18 protein-coding genes are annotated in these 20,177 nt (G+C 61.3%); 5 read left to right on the forward strand and 13 right to left on the reverse strand.

Annotated elements, in window-relative coordinates:
- Positions 1–2: 2 nt before the first annotated feature.
- The 9 genes from LB577_RS05400 to LB577_RS05440 form a co-directional block, all read right to left on the reverse strand.
- Positions 3–188, reverse strand: coding sequence for a hypothetical protein (locus tag LB577_RS05400; RefSeq protein ID WP_031250531.1), 186 nt, complete (start codon positions 186–188; stop codon positions 3–5).
- Positions 189–274: 86 nt separating this feature from the next.
- On the reverse strand, positions 275–1,321 hold the full coding sequence (locus LB577_RS05405; protein ID WP_224685871.1) for a UDP-glucuronic acid decarboxylase family protein: 1,047 nt from the start codon (positions 1,319–1,321) through the stop codon (positions 275–277).
- Positions 1,322–1,344: 23 nt separating this feature from the next.
- On the reverse strand, positions 1,345–2,448 hold the full coding sequence (locus tag LB577_RS05410; protein WP_224685873.1) for a glycosyltransferase: 1,104 nt from the start codon (positions 2,446–2,448) through the stop codon (positions 1,345–1,347).
- The gene (locus LB577_RS05415) at positions 2,445–3,539 is read right to left on the reverse strand and encodes a glycosyltransferase (protein ID WP_224685875.1); all 1,095 of its coding nucleotides are present in this window, start codon (positions 3,537–3,539) and stop codon (positions 2,445–2,447) included. The genes LB577_RS05410 and LB577_RS05415 overlap by 4 nt, the downstream gene beginning before the upstream one ends.
- Positions 3,536–4,657 carry a glycosyltransferase gene (locus LB577_RS05420; RefSeq protein ID WP_224685876.1) on the reverse strand — a complete coding sequence of 374 codons (1,122 nt, stop codon included), beginning with the start codon at positions 4,655–4,657 and terminating at the stop codon, positions 3,536–3,538. Before LB577_RS05420 ends, LB577_RS05415 begins: the two co-directional genes overlap by 4 nt.
- A gap of 2 nt (positions 4,658–4,659) precedes the next feature.
- Positions 4,660–5,760 (reverse strand): glycosyltransferase family 4 protein, encoded by a 1,101-nt coding sequence (locus LB577_RS05425; protein WP_224685877.1) that lies wholly within the window; start codon positions 5,758–5,760, stop codon positions 4,660–4,662.
- Positions 5,745–7,037 (reverse strand): TIGR04295 family B12-binding domain-containing radical SAM protein, encoded by a 1,293-nt coding sequence (locus LB577_RS05430; RefSeq protein ID WP_224685878.1) that lies wholly within the window; start codon positions 7,035–7,037, stop codon positions 5,745–5,747. The genes LB577_RS05425 and LB577_RS05430 overlap by 16 nt, the downstream gene beginning before the upstream one ends.
- Entirely contained in the window at positions 7,034–8,107 is a 1,074-nt protein-coding gene (locus LB577_RS05435) for an NAD-dependent epimerase/dehydratase family protein (protein ID WP_224685880.1), read from the reverse strand. The genes LB577_RS05430 and LB577_RS05435 overlap by 4 nt, the downstream gene beginning before the upstream one ends.
- Positions 8,104–9,210, reverse strand: a complete 1,107-nt coding sequence (locus LB577_RS05440; RefSeq protein ID WP_224685882.1) for an NAD-dependent epimerase/dehydratase family protein — start codon at positions 9,208–9,210, stop codon at positions 8,104–8,106. Before LB577_RS05440 ends, LB577_RS05435 begins: the two co-directional genes overlap by 4 nt.
- A gap of 219 nt (positions 9,211–9,429) precedes the next feature.
- Between LB577_RS05440 and LB577_RS05445 the strand changes: the two genes are divergently transcribed.
- Positions 9,430–9,702 (forward strand): hypothetical protein, encoded by a 273-nt coding sequence (locus tag LB577_RS05445; protein ID WP_023780171.1) that lies wholly within the window; start codon positions 9,430–9,432, stop codon positions 9,700–9,702.
- Positions 9,703–9,923: 221 nt separating this feature from the next.
- Here LB577_RS05445 and LB577_RS05450 read toward each other — a convergent pair whose 3' ends face one another.
- Positions 9,924–10,514 (reverse strand): response regulator, encoded by a 591-nt coding sequence (locus LB577_RS05450; RefSeq protein ID WP_023780170.1) that lies wholly within the window; start codon positions 10,512–10,514, stop codon positions 9,924–9,926.
- 300 nt (positions 10,515–10,814) lie between these two features.
- Here LB577_RS05450 and LB577_RS05455 point away from each other — a divergent pair, with 300 nt between their 5' ends.
- Together LB577_RS05455 and LB577_RS05460 are read left to right on the forward strand one after the other, a co-directional pair.
- On the forward strand, positions 10,815–13,955 hold the full coding sequence (locus tag LB577_RS05455; RefSeq protein ID WP_224685884.1) for a CheR family methyltransferase: 3,141 nt from the start codon (positions 10,815–10,817) through the stop codon (positions 13,953–13,955).
- Complete coding sequence (locus LB577_RS05460; RefSeq protein ID WP_224685885.1) at positions 13,952–14,329, forward strand: response regulator; 378 nt, start codon at positions 13,952–13,954, stop codon at positions 14,327–14,329. Before LB577_RS05455 ends, LB577_RS05460 begins: the two co-directional genes overlap by 4 nt.
- Before the next feature lie 434 nt (positions 14,330–14,763).
- Here LB577_RS05460 and LB577_RS05465 read toward each other — a convergent pair whose 3' ends face one another.
- A complete protein-coding gene (locus tag LB577_RS05465) occupies positions 14,764–15,942 on the reverse strand; it encodes a zinc-dependent alcohol dehydrogenase (RefSeq protein ID WP_224685886.1) in 1,179 nt (392 codons plus the stop codon).
- Between the two features lie 99 nt (positions 15,943–16,041).
- Positions 16,042–16,827 carry an SDR family NAD(P)-dependent oxidoreductase gene (locus tag LB577_RS05470; RefSeq protein WP_224685888.1) on the reverse strand — a complete coding sequence of 262 codons (786 nt, stop codon included), beginning with the start codon at positions 16,825–16,827 and terminating at the stop codon, positions 16,042–16,044.
- Between the two features lie 440 nt (positions 16,828–17,267).
- Here LB577_RS05470 and LB577_RS05475 point away from each other — a divergent pair, with 440 nt between their 5' ends.
- Together LB577_RS05475 and LB577_RS05480 are read left to right on the forward strand one after the other, a co-directional pair.
- Complete coding sequence (locus LB577_RS05475) at positions 17,268–17,564, forward strand: hypothetical protein (protein WP_023768144.1); 297 nt, start codon at positions 17,268–17,270, stop codon at positions 17,562–17,564.
- Positions 17,561–17,779, forward strand: coding sequence for a hypothetical protein (locus tag LB577_RS05480; RefSeq protein ID WP_031258393.1), 219 nt, complete (start codon positions 17,561–17,563; stop codon positions 17,777–17,779). Before LB577_RS05475 ends, LB577_RS05480 begins: the two co-directional genes overlap by 4 nt.
- 85 nt (positions 17,780–17,864) lie before the next feature.
- Here LB577_RS05480 and LB577_RS05485 read toward each other — a convergent pair whose 3' ends face one another.
- Entirely contained in the window at positions 17,865–20,165 is a 2,301-nt protein-coding gene (locus LB577_RS05485) for an FdhF/YdeP family oxidoreductase (protein WP_224685890.1), read from the reverse strand.
- Between the last annotated feature and the right edge of the window lie 12 nt (positions 20,166–20,177).

Genomic DNA, 20,177 nt, shown 5'->3' on the forward strand with positions numbered 1-20,177 from the left:
GATCAGTCCAGGTTTCGCAGCATGTCTGCTTCCTGCTCGAGAATAGTGGCCACTTCCTCCCGTTGCAAATGCGTCATCATCAGGCTGACGCAGCACTCGAGATAGGTGATGGAGGCGCGCCGCAGATAGGCAGCCGTCTCTCGTTCGGCAATCTTGTCGATATCCCTCACGGGTCGCTTGGGTCGCATAGGGACGATCCTCCGTATCGGCTTCTCAAGCCAAACCAAAAGATCGGGCGGATGTTCCGCCCGATCTTGTGAGGTCCAGCGCCCCATCATGCAGGAAGATTCTGCAGCCCGCCTGATGCGGGCCTCGCACTTTTGGCAAGGCCTGTCATTTGATCGCCGATGCGGCTGCCTTCGAGCTCCGCGAAGTAATTGATCGTCAGCTTAAGCCCTTCATTGAGGGGGACCTTCGGCGTCCAGCCGAGCAGCGCTTTTGCACGCGAGATATCGGGCTGCCTGCGCCGAGGGTCGTCTTGCGGCAGCGGCAGAAATCTCAAATCCGATTTGGTGCCGGTCATCGCCTTTACCAATGCCGCCAGTCGCACGATGGTGAATTCTCCGGGATTACCCAGATTGACCGGCTTGCCAGGATTGGGATCGATATCCATCAGGCGCATCAATCCATTGATCAGGTCGGAGACATAGCAGAAAGATCGCGTCTGCAGGCCGTCGCCGAATATCGTCAGCGGACGTTTCTCGAGCGCCTGCATGATCAGATTCGAGACGATGCGACCGTCCGCCGGATCCATTCTCGGACCGTAGGTGTTGAAGATGCGCGCGACGCGGACGTCGGCCTTGCCGGCTCTTAGATAGTCGAAGCAAAGCGTTTCGGCGGTACGCTTGCCCTCGTCGTAGCAGGCACGTGGGCCGGTGCAGTTCACATGCCCGACATAATCCTCCCTCTGCGGGTGCTGTTCGGGATCGCCATACACTTCGCTCGTCGAGGCCTGCAGCAGTCGCGCGTCCTTACGGACGGCGAGTTCGAGCAGGTTGAGCGTTCCGATCACGCAGGTTCGCGTGGTGTGTATCGGGTCTGCCTGATAACGCGGCGGTGAGGCAGCGCAAGCCAGGTTGAAGATGCGGTCCACGGGCTCGCCGAAATCCAATGGCCGGCAGATATCCTGCTCGATTAGCCTGAAGCCCGGCTGGTCCATGATCGAGATGATGTTCTCCATGCGTCCGGTCAGAAAATTGTCGACGCAGATCACGCGCCAGCCACTGCGGAGCAATGCTTCGCAAAGATGCGAACCGAGGAATCCCGCACCGCCGGCAACAAGCACTGTCTTTGCCCTTCGCGCGTTTCTTGTTTGTCGCATCGCCGTTTTCTCCTGTCTGCCGGTCATGCTGCACTTCCGATGTCGAGATCGAGGGCTGCCGCTCTCGGCTGGGTCAGCGCCGCCACGAATTCGCGGGCCCTGGCCGCGCCGGTGTGGGCTGCGAGGACGAGTTCGCGGGCCCGGTCAGCCATGGCGAGGCGTGCGCGCTCGGACTCGCCGAAGAGGATCTCGACGACATCGTCGGTCCCCGCGGCGGTGTGGATCGTCGATGCGGGAAAGAAGCTGTCGAGCCCCGGCCAGCGATCGCTGATGATGGGCGTGCCGCAAGCCGCCGCTTCGAACAGGCGCACGCTGGGCGACCATCCCGCCGCGATCATAGAACTCCTTGTGACATTCAGCGTGTAGCGCTGACGGCTGTAGAACGCGGCATGATCGGCCGGTGGCAAGTGTTCGATGCGCTCGACATTGTCCGGCCAGATAATGTCGGATGGATATTGGGAGCCGGCCACGACGAAACGGCGGTTCGGCATATGCCGTGCGGGCTCGAGCAGCAGAGCGTTCAGCGTTGCCTGCCGATCGGCGCTGTAGGTGCCGAGATAGCCGAGATCCCAGCAGATCGGATCGCCAGTCCGGTGATGGCGTACCGGATCGACCGAACAATAGAGCGGTTCGGCATGGCGCGCGCCGAAATTTTGCGCCAGACGGTCGAGCGTTGGCCCGCCGGTGAAGGAGAAATAGACATCGAAATACGGAATTTGCCGCCAGCTCAAATAATCGCAATCGTCTGCCGAAAGCTTTGCCAGGGTCACAGGTGTGTCGATGTCGTAGAAGCAGAGCTGCCCCCTGCGAATAGAGGCGACGATGTCGATGACCGAGCGTCCTTCTGGAACGAAGGATCCGATGACGATGATGTCGGCCTGCTCCAGGCACTGTCCGTAGCCGCGTTGCAAGTCCGCGGTGGTCTCGTAGTAGCGCAGGGCGCAGAAATCCGGATCGCGCAGATCGCGGTGGTTGGCGTACCACGGCACGTCGCGCTCCAGAAAAGTCACGCGGTGACCGAGTTCGTGCAGGCCTTTCAGCAGGCCCCGAAAAGTCGTGGCGTGGCCATTTCCCCAGGATGAGGACAGCGACAGGCCGAGAAAGACGATGTCCAGTTGCTTGGTCATTCCGCTGCCTCCACGGTCCTATGTTCGAAATGACGTTTGAAGACGGCATCCGCCACGGCCGCCCGCTGCGCGTAGGTATGGTCCGCCAGCACGCGGCGAAGTGCGGCCTGGCCGATTGCCTTGGCCCGCCCAGGTTTCAGGGAGCGCATGATCTCGGCGACATCGCCGCCGTCGCGGGCCACCAGGATCTCCTCGTCTGGTTTCAGGAACAGTTCCACGCCCAGCCATGCATCCGTGATGAGGCAGGCGCCGGCGCCGGCCGCTTCGAAGACGCGCGTCGCCGGTGAAAAACCGTTTACAGCCATGCTGTCGCGGCTGATGTTCAGCACCGCCTTGGGTGTGACGTTGAAGGCATTGTGGTCGCGGGTACCGACATGGCCGAGCCAGTCGACATTGGCCGGCAGCGGCTTGTCGCCCCAGCCTGATCCGCCGAGCAGAAAACGTTGCCCGGGCAAACGGTTGGCGGGTTCGAGGAAAAACGCTTCGACACGAGCCTCGCGGTCCGGAAGCCTGTTTCCTAGAAAGGCCAGATCGCAAGCAAAACGCGTGTGACCGGCCACCGGATGGTGCGTTTCGGGATCGAGCGCATTGTAGATAGGCACGCATTCCTGAGCTCCCATGGCCCGGTAAGCCCAAACGACCGGGTCGCCGCCCCCATAGGTCAGCACCAAGTCGATTTCTTGCAGGGCGCGATGGAGCGGCTGGTCCGGTTCGTCGCGCAGTTGAGCAAGTGTTGCTGGAGCGTCCACGTCCCAGAATACGACGAGCGCGTCGCTGCGGGCGTGGTCGAGCACGGCGCGCAGCAGCGCCTCGTCCTCGAAACCGACGCCGCTCGCCTTGACGACGATGTCGGCGCCGGCGGCGCGTGCCGCGACCTGCTTCAACGCATGCGGGGTCGCTTCATAGACGACGACAGCGCACCAGTCGGGCGGCTCGATGTCGCGGTTCTTCTGCCGGTCGTAGACGTCGGGTTCGTAGAAAGTGATCTCGTAACCCAACTGCGAAAGTGCCTTGAGCAAACCGCGATAGTAGGTCGCGGCACCGTTCCAGTAGGATGACAAAAGGCTCGATCCATAAAATGCGATCTTCATGCGACAGCTTCCTTTGCGGCGGTCGGGAGTTGGTTCGTGCATTCCGCAAGCACGGCGAACAACTGCTCGACGCGGTGGCGGCAAGTATGTCGGGAGCGGATAGTCTCGAGGCCCGAGGTCACAAGGGAGGCCGCAAAGTCCTCATCGGCCAACACGGTCCGCAGCTGTTGCCGCATTTTCGAGCCATTCTCGGCAAACAGAAAGTCGACACCGGGCCTGAACAGCTGCTCGACGTCGGACCATGGCGCTGAAACCAGCGGAATGCCGCAGGCGAGTGCCTCGAACATGCGGATCGTCGGAATTCCGGGCAGACCCTCGCGATAGGGGCGCCGTGGGATGTGGACTGTGACACGATGCGCGGCGAACGCCTTTGGCACGTCGGCATTGGCGATCCATCCCTCATAGCGAAGTCCGGCGGTTGCCAGATCCGCAAGTGCGGTCTTGGGGTAGCGTACGCCGTGAACAGCGGCATCGAGCCCAAGAGCGTGCACCGGCTCGACCAGAAATTCCTTGAGTTCGGCGGTCCGTTCGTCATCGCCCCAGTTTCCGATCCAGATCAAATCGGAGGTGGGATGGATTTCCGGGTGCGGCTTGAACAGGCGATCGTCGGCGGCTTCATGCCAGGTGAAGACGCGCTTGCCCCAGCCCGCACGCAGATAGCTCTCGCGCAAGGCTTCGCCAAAGGCGAGAACACCATCATAGTGCTCCAGCCGGAGCGCCGAGATTGCCTCGGTTGCCGACACCGCCCGGTGATGGGTGTCATGGAACAGAAGGACGAACTTGCCGCCAGCGGCCCTGGCACGGCCGATGCGTGCAACAAGCTCCGGATCCGTCCACTCATGGACGATTACAACGTCGGCCTCGGCGGTCCAGGCCTCGTGGTCAAACCCGGCATCGTAAGTTACCGGCATCAGTTCGGGGAAATCCCTGCGGAAGCGTTCGATGGCAAAGGTTCCCTGCTCGGTCAGCAGATTCGATCGGCTCCAGCCATCCGCCGGCTCCAGCGCGATCGCCTGATGCCCGCGCGCGACCAGTTCTCGCATGACACCGCGCAGGAAATGGGCATTGCCGTGGTTCCAGTCGGAGACGACCGAGTGGGTGTAGAACACAAAGCGCATGTTCAGCGCTCCGCCATCGCCAGGGCCGCTTTGTCATAGACGCCGCGCATGGCCGCCGCCTGCTTGGCCAGACTAAACCTGCGGCTGCGTCGGATGGCCGCCTGGCCGAGCTCTCGCCTGAGCGCAGCATCACTCGAGAGGCGATTGAGGCAGGCAGCGAGATCGTGCGGATCGCGTGCATCAAAGAACATCGCGGCCTCCCCCCACAATTCGCGATAGGTTGCGATATCGGAAAGCACCAGGGGCGTAGCCGACATGGCCGCTTCCAGCGCGGCCAGGCCGAATGGCTCGTAGATTGATGGCGATACGAAAATGCCGGCGCGCGCCATCAACGAGCGCACCTCGTCGGAGGGCACTGCTCCGAGAGGAACAGCATGGCTGAAGCTGACATGGTCGCCGTTCGGGCCGTGCATCGAACCGGCAGCGAAGACCGGCCATCGCGTCAGCGAAGCCGCCTGGTCGACCACCGCCGCATTCTTGCCCTCATCCCACCAGCGGGCGGCGGCAAAGACGAGCGGTTGGTGTTTTTCGGTCTTCGGCACCGGACGGGCACCATTTCCGACCACTGTCAGGCGCGCGATCGGGCCATAGCATGTCTCGAGCATGTCGGCATGGCTGCGGCTCGGCGCGATGACTGCGTCGGCCCGATCCATGCCGCGCCTGTTGCGCTCCTTCTGCCAGGCCCATGCGCTGTCCAACGCCTGTCCTCTGACGGCATGGAACCATGTCGTCACGCAGGAATGGGAGACCACCACGACCGGGCACAGCGCGTGGAATCCCGCTGCCTGCGTCGGCGCGTTGAAATGGACAAGGTCGATCGCGTGGTCGCGCATCGGCGCATGCAGCTCCCGCGGCAGCGCGTCGAGATCACCGCCATTGCGGGTCATCCAATCCGGCGGCGTATTCAGCCAGATCAGCGTGGTGAAAGCCTCTGCCTCGTCGGCCTGCTGCCTGGACGGCGGTGGACCGAGGCCGGCAAGCACCACGCTATCGCCGCCGTTGACCAGTTCGCTGGCCAGGTCAAGCGCATAGCGCCAGACGCCGCCCACGGCATCGACCGTCATCAGGATGCGCCGCGAGCGCGGCGTCAATGTCCGCAACATGTCGCCTCCAGTTCTGCCAGCGGACGCGGGCGCCTTTCCTGGATGTCGCTGAACTTCTGGAATGATGCGAGATAGTGATCATGGGCGCGCTCCCAGGCGAGGTCGTCAGGTTCGCCCCAAAGCTCGCGATAGCTGGGCGAACTCGGATATGGATAAAGCGGCACGGGTTCATTGGCCCACACGCCATTGTCGATCAGGTGGGTTCGCCAGTGGTCGACCAGGGCAGGATCATCCTCGACCACGCCGATCAGATTGGCCTGGACGAAGGGAACGTGGCGTCTGGCATTGACCAGCAGCGCGGCGAGTTCCTCGGTGCCCAGCCGGCAGCGCTTCGCCAGCATGGCCCGGCCTTCCACCGTCAGGCTTTCGAGGCCGGCTTCGATGGAGACGCAGCCGGCCGCGCCCAGCAATTCCAGCAGTTCGGGCTTCCACAGGTCGATGCGGGTCTGCACGCCGAATTTCACGTCGCGATCGATCAACGCTTCCAGCAACGCTTTTTGCGGCAGGAAGATTTCATCGATGAAGTAGATGTAGCCGACACCCTGGGCAATCAGCCGATCGATTTCCGCGACCACCGCCTCGTGGTTTCGGCGGCGATAGGCATCGCGAAAATCGATCTTGGCGCAGAAGCTGCAATTGTAGGGACAGCCGCGTGACGCTTCGACTTCCGCGCCGAACCCAACCTGATTGTCATCGAACCGGTGATGATGGTGCGAATGGGCTGCGATCCAATCCGATGGCCATTCTAGTGGCGGATGGTCGACAAACGAACTCGCGTGGACGCCGCCGTTCGAAACCACCTCGGCATCCCGCAGATAAGCGGTCGATGGTATCGTGCTCCAATCGTCGTACCGGGCAAGCTGATCGACGACTTCTTCGCATTCGCCGCGCACGACGATGTCGACGCCGAGCTTGCGCAAGGTTGGCGCCGGCGTGGCCGAGCCATGCGGCCCGACCGCGACCGTGCGTCCGCCGCGCCCGTCGAGGCGATTGAGGAAATCGGCCGGCACGCGCAACTCCGGCGGCGCGCAGCGCCAGAACAGATAAGTGGGCGCGGTGCTGACGACCGTCATTGCCGGCGCGAAATCAGCCACACGGTCGCAGAGGCTGGAATTGTCGAGCTTCTGCAACTGCCCATCCAGCATCAGCACCTCATGCCCGGCTTTTTCGAGCAGGGATTTCGAATAGCCGAGTTCCAGCGGCAGATGGGGTTGGCGGCAGCCGAAATAGATGCTGTCGTCATAGGTCCAGAACGGGTTCACCAGGGCGATCTTCATGCGACGTACCTCACGGCTTCGGGGCGAGGCTCGAGCCGATGGCGTTGCAGCCAGTCCGCGAGATCGCGAATGCCTTCGCGCCATGAAACATGGGCTTTCCAGCCAAGCGTGGCTTTGATTTTACGGGTGTCGGCGACGAAGAAGGGCTGGTCGCCGGTGCGTTCGCCATCATGGCGGATGGAAAGCTCATGGCCGGTCAGGTTACGGATTTCGCTCAACAACATGCGCAGGCTGAGCGCATTTTCCGGGCCGCCGCCCAGATTGAATGCCTGGCCCTTGGTCGTATCGATGCGATCGAGAACGGCCCTGTAGGCGGCTACCGCATCGGCGACATGCAGGATGTCGCGCACTTGTCTGCCGTCGCCGTAAATGGTGATTGGACGTCCCGTGAGCGCACTCAGCAGGAAGTGCGCGACCCAGCCCTGGTCCTCGGTTCCGAACTGGCGCGGTCCATAGATACAGCTCATCCGCAGCACCGTCGTCGGCAAGCTGTAGGATTTGGCGTAGTCGAGCACATACTGGTCGGCAGCGCCTTTGGAGCAGCCATAGGGCGTGCAGAAATCCAGGCCGCGCGTCTCGTCGATGCCATTCGCTTGAATGATGCCGTCGCAAGGCAGGTAACGATCTCCATCCTTGCGAACCGCGACGTCGGGAAGGCTGCCATACACCTTGTTGGTGCTGGCGAAGACCACCGGGACAGCCCCACCGCTCAGCCGTGCCGCCTCCAGCACATTGAACGTTCCGCGAAGGTTGATGTCGAAATCCTCGCCCGGCTGGACCAGGCTTGTGGTGACGGCGGTCTGCGCGGCCAGATGGAAGATTGCCTTCGAATGCGTCAAGACAGGCGCCAGGGCGTTGGCGTCCCGCACGTCGATGGTCTCCACCGTGAGGCGACTGCCGTGTTTCTGCGCCAGCCATTCAAGGTTCTGCTCGACGCCCGGACGGCTGAGATTGTCGATCACCAGCACTGGCTCGCCGTCCGACAACAGGCTGTCGGCCAGGTTCGATCCTATGAAGCCGCTGCCGCCGACGATGGCGACCGGCGCGTCGCGTCCATTGCGTGTGTTCATGATACCAGCCCGCGTTCTTCAAGTTCGCGTTTCATGTCGGCGCCGCGGTCGACAGCGGACGTGTTGCGCACCCAGGAGACGAAATCGCCGAGCGAATTCTCCAGTTGCCGCACTGGCTCGAAACCGAGCAGCTCGCGGGCCTTGGAAATATCGGCGAAGCAGTTGCGGATATCGCCAGAGCGGGCCTTGCCGAGCAGCTCTGGCGAACGCTTCGGCGTTCCCATGGCTTCGGCCAGCATTCGCGCTACGTCGCTGATTGCATAGGCTCGGCCGCTGCCGATGTTGATGACGTGACCTTTTGCCTGGCGTTGCTGCAGAGCAAGGCGAAAGGCGCGGGCGACGTCCTGCACATGGACGAAATCGCGCTTCTGTTCGCCATCCTCGAAGATCATTGGCCGTTGGCCGTTGGCGAGACGCGAAGCGAAGTTGGCCAGCACGCCGGTATAGGGATTCGACAACGCCTGACCGGCACCGAAGACGTTGAACAGGCGCAGCGCGACCGCATCGATGCCATAGGCTTCGCCGAAGATCAGCACCGCACGTTCCTGGGCGTATTTTGTCAGCGCATAGATAGAGGCGAGATCGACCGGCTTTTCTTCGTCGGTGGGCAGCGGCGAGAGGGGTTCTCCCTGTGGCGACAGCGGGTTCCATTGCCCGCTCCTGATGTCGCTCGCCTTGCGCCGGGCATTGTCGACACGCCGGCCATCTGGTGTCGCGTAGAGGCCCTCGCCATAGACGCTCATCGATGAGGCGACGACAATGCGTTCGACCGGGTGTTTGATCAGCGCCTCCAGCAGCGTCGCGGTGCCGAGATCGTTGGTGCCGACATAGCGCGCGATCTCGTACATTGATTGTCCGACGCCGACTTCCGCCGCCAAATGAATGACCGCATCGACGCCTTCCAACGCCTTGGCGACTGCCTCCCGGTCGCGGACGTCGCCCTTGATTAGCTCGGCCCCGGCGGGAAGCGCGACCGCCTCTCCTGCATGCACCTGCTCCAACAGCGCATCGAGGATGCGAACCGAATAATCCTGCTCGATCAGTTCCTGGGCGACATGCCTGCCGATGAAGCCACAGCCTCCCGTAACCAATATGCGTTTCACGATGACTCCTCAGACAAGTAACCTTGGCGCCCCGAACTTTTCGGCAAAAGGTTTGTTCCCTGCGCTTCAACAAAGTTCCTTTGGCCCGGCTGCGTTCGAAACGCGGCACATCGGGATCAGGGCGCGGTGCCGGAACATTGCTGCCCTTGTGCTGTTAGGGCGCCCGACAGGACTGCGCTGTCCGAGGTTGGCAACGCCGACGATCAAAGGAGTTTTTCAATGTCCCAGTCGCAAACGACCACCAATCACGACGAAATCCGCAAATGGGCCGAGGAGCGGGATGGGCGGCCGGCCGTGGTGCGCACCAAAGGCGAGGGCGGCATTCTGCGGATCGACTTCGGCGACCCCGAGGAAGCATTCGAGCCCATCGAATGGGACGAGTTCTTTCGGATATTCGACGAGAACGATCTGGCTTTTCTCTATCAAGCCAAGACCGGCGACGGACAAGCCAGCCGTTTCAACAAGTTCGTCGAGCGCAATCAGAAGCGCTGATGCCGCACGTCCAGTGGGCTCATTTGCCTGAACTGAATCTCAGGTAAATTTTTTCAGATGCGGTGGAACAATTGAGAGCCCAGTTGCTTCGGCCGCTGAACCAGGGCCGCGACGATTGACCAGGACCGGCGAGCTTTTAGCGGTAGGAATTACACCGGCCAGTTTACGGCGCGGTGGGCGATCGCGGCGGGCCTTGGCTGAACTTCCGTTGGAGGGGCAAACTAATGCATGAGTTTTGCGCCGCGGGTTTTAGCCACCTCTCGCATGATCCCGTTGAGCCAGTTTTCGGTGGACTGTCCAAGCTGTCTGCGATCGACATCCCGGATCGCCTGCTCGAGCGTCTTTTCGACGAGCCGGTCGGACGCATCGACATCTCCCAGCAAGAGACGCGCCGCAAGTCGCAGTTTGGGCAAAAGCGCGAACACGTCGTCGGAGGTGTCCAGCATGGGGCCGGGCCGCCCGGGTGCCTGCGGAAAGAGGGCATTGAAAACAGCCTGGTTTCCTGAGGACTTCCGCAAATTGCTGGCGTAGCGCAGATGATCGGGAATGGCGATGTGGTTGTCACCACTGAAGAATACGAAAGGCACTCCGCGGCGCATCAGTTCGTCCGCTATCGGAAACACCCTGCTGCCGTTGAGGTTGACATCGAGGATCGCGGCTTCAGCCGCCTCGGTGTGTTTGGAAGCCTGTTCCACGGTCGCTGCAGGCCCAAGAACGATAGCGCCCATATTGCTGAAGAACCGTGCAAGATCTCCGGCAATCGTCCATTCGTCTTCGACAATCAGGATACGCAGCCCGCGCAGATCGCGCACGTCGTCATCCTTTCCTCAAACGGAGTTTAGGCTGCTCCGAATTTTCTTCCAGAGTTCGGTCGTCCAAGGCGGCCTGCAATCGTTTCGCAAGCACCAGAATGCGATCCGGGACGGGCCCTGCGTCGGAGCAGCCTGGTGGTTCTGAAGCCCTAGACACCGTTGGGGCGAGGAGCCTTATATCAGAAGAGCGTTTTGTCATTGAGCCCGCCATTGATACGGCGCTCAACGTCATTGGGGGCGACTTGTTCCATCCTATTTGCGCGCTATATGGTTATGTCCTGTCTGATCCGACCTTTGAGGATGTCGGACCAGGCGAAAGGGGGACGTGCCGTGACAGCCCAGCCGAAAAGGTTTCCCATCGTCGGCGTCGGCGCGTCCGCGGGTGGCATCCCCGCGATGGAGGGTTTGTTCAAAGGCGTGACCAGCCAGCCTGGCATGGCTTTCGTCATCATCACGCATCTCAGCCCCAAGCGGGAAAGCCTATTGCACGAGGTCATCAGCCGCTACACCGAAATGTCAGTGATGGTGGCCGAGGACGGGATGGCCGTTGAACCCGACCACGTCTATGTGATGCCGCAAAACGTGACATTGGCCATTGAAAAGGGTGTTCTGCGCCTGCGCCGGCCAAATGGACTTTCGCAGCAGCGAAAGCCGATCGATATATTTTTCAGCGCACTGGCTGAAGACCAAGCCGAATATGCCGTTGGCGTTATACTGTCCGGCGGCGACTCCGATGGAACATTGGGCGCCAAAGCGATCAAGGAGCGGGGTGGGTTTACCGTCGCGCAAGCGGCGGACGGCTATGGGCCGCGCAATCCCGATATGCCGCAGAGCGCCATTGCCAGCGGGCTCGTCGACGTCGCCGTGCCCGCCGAGGAGATCGGTGCGAAGCTGGAAGCTTTCGCCCGCGGCTTCGACACGCTGGACGGGTTGGCGGACGAAGATGGCGACCATACGGCCGACATCGATAAGGTGCGAGAAAAGATATACGGGATCTTGCGCAGCCACTCCGGCCACGATTTCTCGGGCTACAAGACCAAGACATTCCTGCGCCGTGTGAAGCGGCGCATGCAGATCGCCCAGGTCCATTCCATCGGCGCCTATATCGACTGGCTGAAGAAGGATGCTCGCGAGGTAATGAACCTGTTTCGCGACCTCTTGATCAATGTCACCAACTTCTTTCGCGATCCCGATGCGTTCGAATTGCTCGAGCGAAAGATCATACCGCAACTTTTCGAAGGCAAGACTGCCAGCGATACCGTCAGGGTCTGGGTTCCCGGCTGCGCCACCGGCGAGGAGGTGTTCTCCATTGGCATTCTGCTGCGTGAACACATGGGGACGCTGACGGCCGTTCCGCGCGTCCAGATATTCGCCACCGACATAGACGAGCCGGCGCTGGCGGTGGCGCGGGCGGCACGCTATCCGGAAGCCTTGCTGCAAGGTCTTTCTCCGGAACGCAAACAACGGTTTTTCAACGGCGATGGCGAAAGCTACATCATCAGCAATGAGATCCGTGAACTGTGCATCTTCTCGCCGCACAGCGTCATTCGCGATCCACCCTTCTCACGGATGGACCTGGTTTCCTGCCGCAATCTGCTGATTTACTTCGGCCCGACCATCCAAAACCGTGTCATCCCTGTCTTCCACTACGCGCTGAAGCCCGGCGGCTATCTTTTCCTCGGCACCTCCGAAAGCGTCGGGCAGCACGACAATCTGTTCGCAACTGTCGACAAGAAACACCGGATATTCCAGGCGCGGGAGCATGCCTCGCCGCACATCAGACTGCCGGGCCTGATCGGGGAAAGCCATTCCAATGTCTTTCCACCCGAAAGCGCTGCCACGAAGAAGGGCCTTGTCGGCTATCCCCTACGGCAGGCGGTAGAAGCGCAGGTGCTGGAACGGTTCGCGCCACCGCACGTCCTGGTCAACGCCGAGGGCGATGTCGTCTACTATTCGGGCAGGACCGGAAGATATCTCGAGGCGCCGCAGGGAATCCCCAGCCGGCAGCTGCTGACGATGGCACGGCGTGGACTGCGGCTGGACCTGCGCGCTGCTTTGCGCGAAGCGACGACAACGCGCCGCACAGTGGTGCGGGAAAACCTCGCCGTGGAGGAAGATGACGAACGGGTTCAGCCGATCAGGCTGACGATCGAGCCGCTCGCCGAACGTGGCAATGGCGAACCCCTTTACCTTGTTCTCTTCGAGCCGTCCGGCCCGACGCTGGCCCGCTCTGACGAAGAAGGCGGCAGCCATGACAGCGATAGTACCGCCGATCTTGAGCGGGAACTGCGCGATACCAGGGAACGCCTGCAATCGACCATCGAGGAATACGAGACCGCGCTCGAAGAAGTGAAGTCCTCGAACGAGGAGCTCGTCTCCGTCAATGAGGAGGCGCAATCGACCAATGAGGAACTTGAAGCCTCGAAGGAGGAGATGCAGTCGCTCAACGAAGAGCTCAACACGATCAACGCCGAATTGACGGCCAAGATTGAAGAGCTCGATCATGCCAATGGCGACCTGCGCAATCTGTTCGAAAGCACGGACATCGCGACCATTTTCCTCGATCGGAACCTTGTGGTCCGCACCTTCACGCCGGCGGCGTCATCCTTCTTCAGCCTGCGCCCCTCCGATGTCGGCCGGCCGCTGACGGATCTGTCGAGCCAGCTCGACTATCCCGAGTTGAAGCAGCATATCGACAAGGTGTTCGAGACGGGCGAGGTCCTGAACCACCATCTTGCGCGCGATGCCAGGGGCCTTTTTCACATGGTCCGCATCAATCCTTACCGGGACAAGGGCAACCGAATCCAGGGCGTGGTGGTGACGCTGGTCGACGTCACCACGCTGGCACAGGCGGAAGAGCATCAGCAGGTGCTCATCTCGGAACTCAACCATCGGGTCAAGAACATGCTGGCGGTAATTGCCAGCATTGCCAGCCGCACGCGGGAAAGTTCCTCTACGAAGGATGACTTCGCCGATGCGTTGATCGGCCGCCTGCATGCCATGTCGCGGGCCTATGGGCTGCTGACCCGGGAGAGGTGGAAGGAAGCCTCTGTTAGGGAACTTCTCCAGCAGGAACTCGAACCTTTCGGCATCGAGCGCATCGAACTTCACGGCGAGGATGTGAAACTTGGCCCGCAACAGGGGCTTTCCCTCAGTATGGCCGTCCATGAACTGGCCACCAACGCGGCCAAATACGGCGCTTTGTCAAAAGCCAACGGCAAGGTCAACGTGCAGTGGTCGATCGAGCACGACAGTTTCACGTTTGGCTGGCGAGAGAAAGACGGGCCTGCCGTCAAAGCGCCCTCGAACAACGGCTTTGGTCTGACCCTGCTGCAGGGAGAGATCGGTTACAGGCTCGGCGGCCACGTCGAGACTGCTTTTGAAAGGGACGGTCTCAGCGTCCACCTGGCTTTTCCGGCCAACGGCAAGGAGCCATCGTGAGCAAGGGCGCACGCGTTCTGGTCGTCGAGGACGAATGGCTGATCGCGGAAGAAACTGCGTCTCGCTTGCGGATGGCGAACTATCAGGTGGTTGGCCCGGTTTCGTCGGTTGCCGCGGCGCTTGGGCTCGTCGATGCGAACCAGGTCGACTTAGCGTTGCTGGACATTCAATTGAACGGCGAAACGAGCCTGCCAGTCGCGGAAAAGCTGCTGGCTCGCGGCACCCCCTTCGCGTTCATGACCGGATTTGGGCCGCGTGACGTTCCCGGGCCCTTCCGAAATTGCAAATTTGTCCCCAAACCGGCGAGCGAAGCTGACCTTCTCACCGCCGTGGCTGACCTGGCATCGGTTCGCGCAGCCGGGAAACCGTCATGATTTCAGGCGGCCGACTCGCCGCGCTCAATCCAGCGGCTTATCGGTAGGCCGAGGCGTGGTGCTCGCCTGGCGTGGCCGTCCCGTGTTTCGATTGGCCACAGGATTGTCCAGTGGAGCACTCGATGGTCGGGATGCACCGGCGGTCTTTGGCGTCAGCGGTTTTGCGCCGGCGTCGGTAGCGTTGGCATCCCGCCGCGGGTGCGGCAGGCCACCGACGTTCGGAGTTCGGACGCCGGGCTTGGATGTGGAATTCTCGTTGCTCATGGACAGCCTCTTTCCTTGCAGTGGGCAGGGTGCGGCGCTCTCGCCGCCGTAGATTTGTTCTGCAGGTCAACCACCGCCACTGCCGAAAGTTCCGGAACCGCCTGTAGCGGTGATTCCCACCTGTGGCAGCGGACTTGCGCAAGGCAGATCCGGTGAAGGATGCCGACACCTCAGCCGTGTGGCCGCATCACCACTTTGATGCAGCCGTCCTGCTTGTCGCGGAACGTCTTGTAGAGATCTGGCCCATCTTCGAGGCCTGCCCTGTGCGTGATCACGAAGGACGGGTCGATCTCCCCGTTCTGGACCTTGGCCAAAAGTGGTTCCAGATAACGTTGCGTATGGGTTTGACCCATCCTGAAAGTCAGGCCCTTGTTCATCGCCGCACCGAAAGGGATATGGTCGACAAGACCGATGTAGACGCCGGGAACCGAAACGGTGCCGCCCTTGCGGCAGCAATAGATTGCTTCGCGCAACACATGCGGCCTGTCGGTGCCGAGGTAGACGGCAGCCTTGACCTTGTCGAGCATGGCGTCGGCACTCGCGCCGGGATCGGACTCGGTGCCGACGCAGTCGATGCAGCGATCCGGGCCGCGGCCATCGGTCATCGCCATAAGGGCATCATAAATGTCGGAATTGCTGAAATCGAGTGTCTCGGCCTTGCCATGCTCGCGCGCCATGGCCAGTCGTTCCAGAACCTTGTCGATCGCGATGACGCGTCCGGCGCCGAGCATCCACGCACTCTGGATGGCGAACTGGCCGACCGGGCCGCAGCCCCAGATGGCGACGGTGTCGCCGGGCTCGATGCCCGCGTTCTCGGCCGCCATATAGCCGGTCGGAAAAATGTCGGATAGGAACAGCACTTGCTCGTCGTCAATCCCGTCCGGCACCTTGATCGGGCCGACGTCGGCGAAGGGCACGCGCAGATATTCGGCCTGTCCGCCCCAATAGCCGCCGACCAGGTGCGAATAGCCAAACAGTCCGGCCGGCGACTGTCCCATCACTTCCGCCGCCTGTTTGGCGTTGGGATTGGACCGGTCGCAAAGCGAGAACAGCCCGCGCGTGCAGAACCAGCACTCGCCGCAGGAGATATTGAACGGCACCACGATCCGGTCGCCCTTCTTGAACTTGGAATGGCCGCGACCGACGTCCACCACCTCGCCCATGGTCTCGTGGCCGAGCACGTCGCCGGATTCCATGGTCGGCATGTAGCCGTTCATCAAATGCAAGTCCGAGCCGCATATGGCGCAGCAGGTGACCTTGATGATGACGTCACGATCATCCTCGATGGCGGGATCGGCGACCTGGTCGCATCGTATAGCGCCTTTGCCGTGCCATGTGAGCGCCTTCATCATATGCTCCTGAGTTGGAAGAAGATCGACGGGCGGACGTCCCGTGCGAAGGTCGAATGCATTTCGGGAACGCAGTCGCCCCTCGGTGAAATCGAATGATCAATCCTTGGCGGCCGAACCCGGCTCGGCCATCTTGCGATGCTGTTCGGCCAGCGTGCCCGCCGGCGTGACATGCGCGGCGGCAACCTGCAGCTTGTTCTTCCAGCCGCTGACGACTTGTTCCTCGCCCGCCATCATGGCTTCGTAGCCGGTCCTGGCCACGTCGGCCGGGTTGTCTTTCTCGTCGGTGCCGACCTTGGTGTCCATCATTTCGGCTCGTTCGAAGAACCGCGTCTGCGTGGCGCCGGGCATCAGCACCGTGACCGTGACGCCGGTGCCCTGCAGTTCATGGCGCAGTGCGATCGCGAAGGAGTCTATGAACGCCTTGGTGCCGTTGTAGACAGCCTGGAAAGTACCGGGCATGAAACCGGCGATCGATCCCGTAAACAGGATGCGTCCGCGCCCTCGCCGGGCCATCCTGGCGCCAAGTTCATGCGCCAGATAGACGGTTCCTGTGATGTTGGTGTCGATGATGCGGCGAACCTTTTTCCAGTCCTGATCGACGAACCCCTCGCCAAGCCCGCGTCCGGCATTGAGGAACAGAAGGTCGGTGTCGCGATCGCCGATCCGGGAGATCAACTGGTCGGCACCCTCGACGGTCGCCAGATCGGCCTCGATGGCTTCGACCGTAACATCGTGCGAAGCGAGTGCCTCGGCGGCCTGCTGGATCGCGGGTTCATCGGCGGCTATGATGAGACTGTAGCCGTCCTTTGCGCATAGTTTGGCTAGTTCCTTGCCGATGCCGCTGGAGGCCCCGGTCACCACAGCCAATTTTGCGATTGCCATTGTATCCTCCGATTTTCGTCCTCGCCGAACCACCGGCGGCCGCCAATGTTCCGTGACATCCTTATGCCTCGGACGGCTTACCGCGCCTGATCGTCACTCAGTTTGGGGGGCGTGCTCGGCGATTTCGTCGACCCGTCGACACGCCAAGGATGGTGAGGGTCTCGCGCGCTTGTCGAAGTCGGTCCGCAATTAATTCTTTCAAGCTGGAACAAGCGAAGCCGATCCAAGTTCGACATCATGCGGCGTTGTTGTCCTCCCATCTCTGACGCTGCGCGATCGGGCCCGCCGCTGGCCTGATCAGCCCGCGCTGTTCCCTTTAGGGAGGCGCGGGCTTTGATGCTTCTGAGGGAATGCGTTCCTCAATCAAAAGCAGGAACATCTTGCAAAGGCGGGAACATCCTGCCGGTCCGGCAGTTCGGCGCGGAGGAGAAAAAGCAGAGATGCAATACGCGGAAGAAATCGCGCTCAGGCGCGTTAAGATGCTGGTCGAACAATACGTTCTCGCCAGAAGCAAGCGATATGATTTCGTCTCGACCGAGCTGGCCTGCAAGGCCATTCGCCAAGTGGTCCAGAGCCCGATCGAGGACATCGCCCTAGACCATTTGCTGGCCGAATTTGCTGTTAAACAGGGGCTTTCAGTGCGGTTCGACCGAATAGGTCATTTGCCAGCTGCTTCGCCCGAACTCCCAGCTGCTTCGTCCGAACTCCCCGAACTCAATGAAGGAGAATTGGCATGAGAGCAGCGTTGCTAGCATCCTTGGCGTTGCTCTTCCTGGCGGGGTGCAACAACAACACCGATCCGGTCAAATCCAAGACGGACAATGTCAATAGCCAGCCGGTTGACAAAAATCCGACGACGGACACCAATCCCACACCACAGACCACCACCGGCGGAGACCAGCAGGGCACGCAGCCAGCCCAGCCGGCGTCGCCCAAACCGAGCGGCGGCTAGAACTGGCGACTGCTGCTTGTCCAACTGCCATGACGCCGACGAGATTTTAACCGCGCGCGTCTTTGCCGCTTGAGAGACTTTGGTCTCAGCCAAGAATTCTTACGGGAACGGACTTGACGGCTGGCACGTGGGCTTTCTTGGCGCGATGCCACAGCGGCACCAAAGGGTTGAGCTCCGGATAATAGCCGGCACAGTTGCCCTGAGGCACGGAATAGGGTGTCACGCGCAAGCCGCGCACGCGTCGTTCGACACCGTCATCGGCATGCGTTTCGAGATCGACTTGTTGCCCGGCGGTCAATCCGAACCGCTGGATGTCGGCCTCGTTCATCAGCAGCACCATGCGGGTGCCGTGAATGCCGCGCAGCCTGTCATTGTAGCCGTAGACGGTCGTGTTGAACTGGTCATTGGAACGCACGGTGATCAGCGTCAGCACATTGCGGCCCGAGACATCGATATCGGGGTTTGTTTCCAGCGTCGTCGGCAGCTTGAAATTGGCCTTCTTGTTCGGCGTTTCCCAGATTCTTTTCGAGGCCTTGATATCGCGGTGAAAGCCTCCGGGTGTCAGGAACCGTTGATTGAACTGGCGGAAATGCTGCGGAAAACAGCGCTCGATCTCGTCGCGAATGAGAGAATAGTCGGCAATCCACTTGTCCCAGGGGATCGAGCTCATGCCTGGCACGGTAGCCTTGGCAAGCTCGGCGACGATCTTCGGTTCCGAAAGCAGATTTGCCGAAGCTGGCGGGCGCGATCCAAACGAACCATGGATGCAGGCGGTCGAATCTTCCATGGAAACGGTCTGGTCGCCGCTTGCCTGCCGATCTCTTTCCAGCCGGGACAGGCAGGGCAACAGATATGTCACTGCCCCGGGGAAGAGATGACTGCGGTTGAGCTTGGTGGCGATCTCGACATGCAGGCGAAGTCCCCGCCAGGCTTTTTCGACCAGGCCGGTTTCCGGCACGGCGCGGACGAAATTGCCACCCAATCCGACAAAGCCTTTCACCGAGCCGGCGATGACGCCTTCGCAGGTCTCGACCGTATCCAGCCCCTTCTCGCGCGGGGGTTCGAAGGCGTAAAATTCCGAGAATTTGTCGAGTGGGACGAGTTCGGGCTTCTCGGATATGCCGACGGTGCGCTGGCCTTGGACGTTGGAATGGCCCCGCAGGGGTGAAATGCCGGCGCCGGGTTTCCCCATGTTGCCGCGCATCAGCAAGAGGTTGCACAACATCTGCACGTTCTCGGTGCCATTCCTGTGCTGCGTCAGACCCATGCCGTAGTTGCCGATCACCGCGTTGGACCGACTGTAGACCTCGCCGACACGCTCCAGGTCCGGCCGCGCGATACCCGATCGGGTGACGATGTCATCCCACTTGGCCGCGCGCAGATAGGCCTCGAATTCGGCAAAGCCGTGCGTATGCTCGGCGAGGAACTCGACATCGAGGACACGTGAACTTCCCTGTTCGCGGGCCGCGTCATCGAGAGCGAGCACGGCCTTGGCGATGCCGGTCATGGCTGCGATATCGCCGCCGCTGCGGACCTGGAAGAAGTCGCTGGACATCTTGGTGCCGGGTCCCGGCGATAGCATGTCAACGGGATCCTGCGGGTTCTTGAAGCGCTTGAGCCCTCGCTCCGGCAAGGGGTTGAAAGTGAACACCGGTACATTGCGTTCACGAGCCTCCTGCAGCGGGTGCAACAGGCGCGGCGCCGTCACGCCGGTGTTGTGGCCGAAGAAGAACATCATGTCGCATTGGGCAAAGTCTTCGAGTTGCACGGTCCCGACCGGCGAACCGATCGATTCGGGAAGGCCGACCGAAGTCGATTCGTGACACATGTTGGATGAATCGGGCAGATTGGACGAACCGTAGATGCGCGCGAAAAGCTGATATAGGAACGAAGCCTCCAGCGAGGCCCGGCCGGATGTATAAAAGACGACTGACTTCGGATCGAGGCGCCGAAGTTCCATGCCGATCTCGGTAAAGGCTTCGTCCCACGAAATCGGCTCATAGCGGTCGGTGACCGGATTGTAGCGCAGCGGATCCGTCAGCCTGCCTTGCTTCTCCAGATCGCGATCCGGCCAATCCAGCAGTTCGGTGACCGAATGCCGGGCAAAGAAATCGGGGCCGCAACGCAGCTTCGTCTGATCCCACATGGTCGCCTTGGCGCCATTTTCGCAAAACTCGAAGGGCCGCGGCTCGGCCGGCTTGGCCCACGAGCAGGAAACGCACATGTAGCCGTCCGCCTTGTTCTGCTTGAGCAGGGTGCTCCAAATTCCCGACATCAGCAGGCCCTCGCCATACGCCTTGCGGATCAGGGAGGACAGGGATCCCCAGCCGCCCGTCGGATGGTCGTATTTCTTGATTTCGACATGATCGGTAACGGCGGGTTTCATGGCAGGTGGTCC

This window comes from Mesorhizobium sp. B283B1A, from assembly GCF_020165735.1.
Taxonomy (GTDB): Bacteria; Pseudomonadota; Alphaproteobacteria; order Rhizobiales; family Rhizobiaceae; genus Mesorhizobium; species Mesorhizobium opportunistum.